The organism is Cognatilysobacter lacus, from assembly GCF_008274655.1.
Lineage (GTDB): Bacteria > Pseudomonadota > Gammaproteobacteria > Xanthomonadales > Xanthomonadaceae > Cognatilysobacter > Cognatilysobacter lacus.
The window spans coordinates 1-1,538 of the sequence record NZ_VTRV01000266.1 but is presented as its reverse complement, the minus strand read 5'-3'; the positions used below and the strand labels follow the sequence as shown (position 1 = coordinate 1,538).

General features: G+C 70.8%; 1 protein-coding gene and 1 pseudogene. Both read left to right on the top strand.

Features of this window, described 5'->3' with window-relative positions:
• Positions 1 to 268: pseudogene (locus FW784_RS14700) on the top strand (hypothetical protein); the annotation flags it as partial.
• A gap of 58 nt (positions 269 to 326) precedes the next feature.
• A partial coding sequence (locus FW784_RS13970) for a Do family serine endopeptidase (protein ID WP_149353929.1) occupies positions 327 to 1,538 on the top strand: 1,212 nt, incomplete at its 3' end.

Here is a 1,538-nt window from a genome sequence, read left to right as displayed (position 1 = left end):
CCCGGGCCGGGCTTCAAGTCCGTCGACGGCGCCGGGCGAAGCGCTGGCGGCCTCGACCTTCGTCCCGCCGGACGCGACCAATCCCTTCCACGTGCGTGCGGCCGGCCCGCTGGCGACCCGTCCGTGGCCGCGTTCGGCCGTGTCGGCCCCCGCGACCTTGACCGCGAGTTACGGCGCTACGGCCGACAGTGGCGGCTCGACGCCTTCGTTCTATCCGTTCGAGCCGCGGACGCGCGCGAACGATGACGCGCAGGCCGAAGCACCCTGATCCCCCGAGCCGGCCGGCGCCAGGCGCCTGCCCTCCAACGCCCATCGAGGTTGATTGAATGAACCGACCCCTCCCCGCGCTCGCCGTTGTCGCTGCAATCGCACTCGCGCTGCCGCCGGCGTGCACCGCGCAGGCGCCCTCGGCCGCCGCCTCGTTGCCGGTCCCTTCGACGGCGCCGCCGGCCGAGCAGATGGTGTCCGGGTTGCCGGACTTCACGCACCTCGTGCAGCAGGTCGGGCCGGCCGTCGTCAACGTCAGTGCCGAGATCCGCGGTGGCAGCCGTCAGGTCGCGAACGAGGAGGACGTCCCCGAGTTCTTCAAGCGATTCTTTGGCGACGATGCGCAGGTTCCCGGTGGCGCGCGCCAGCCGCAGCGCCCCGACAACAGCCTCAAGGGCATCTCGCTCGGCACGGGTTTCATGGTGTCGGACGACGGCTACATCCTGACCAACCACCACGTGGTCGACGGCGCCAGCTCGATCACCGTGCGGCTGTCGGACCGTCGCGAGTTCAAGGCCAGGCTGATCGGCAGCGACGAGCAGTCCGATGTCGCGCTGCTCAAGATCGAAGGGCACGGGCTGCCGGCGTTGCGCACCGCCACCGAGACGGCGAAGGCCGGGCAGTGGGTGGTGGCGATCGGCTCGCCGTTCGGGCTCGACCATTCCGTCACGGCGGGCATCGTCAGCGCGGTGGGGCGAGCGAATCCGTATTCCGAGCAGCAGTACGTGCCCTTCATCCAGACCGACGTCGCGATCAATCGCGGCAACTCCGGCGGCCCGCTGCTGAATACGAGGGGCGAGGTCGTCGGTATCAACTCGCAGATCTTCTCGAGTTCGGGCGGCTACCAGGGCGTGAGCTTCGCGATCCCGATCGACCTCGCGGTCTCGGTGATGCAGCAGCTCAAGACGACCGGGCACGTCGCGCGCGGCCAGCTCGGCGTGCAGGTTCAGGAACTCACCGCGACCGCGGCGCATGCGCTCGGGCTGCCGAACGCAAGCGGGGCGCTGGTCGCCGACGTGCTGCCCAACAGCGCAGCCGCACGCGCGGGCGTGCAGCGCGGCGACGTCATCCAGGCGGTTAATGGCCGTCCGGTCAACGATTCCGCCGATCTGCCGCCGCTCATCGGTGCGCTGCCGCCCAAGTCACGCGCGCAGGTCACCGTCATTCGCGACGGCAAGGCGGTGCAGCTGCCGGTCGTGCTGGACATGCTCACCGCAACCGCCGACCAGCCCGAGGCCGCCGCCAGCCGAACGCCGGCCGCTGCGCCGGAG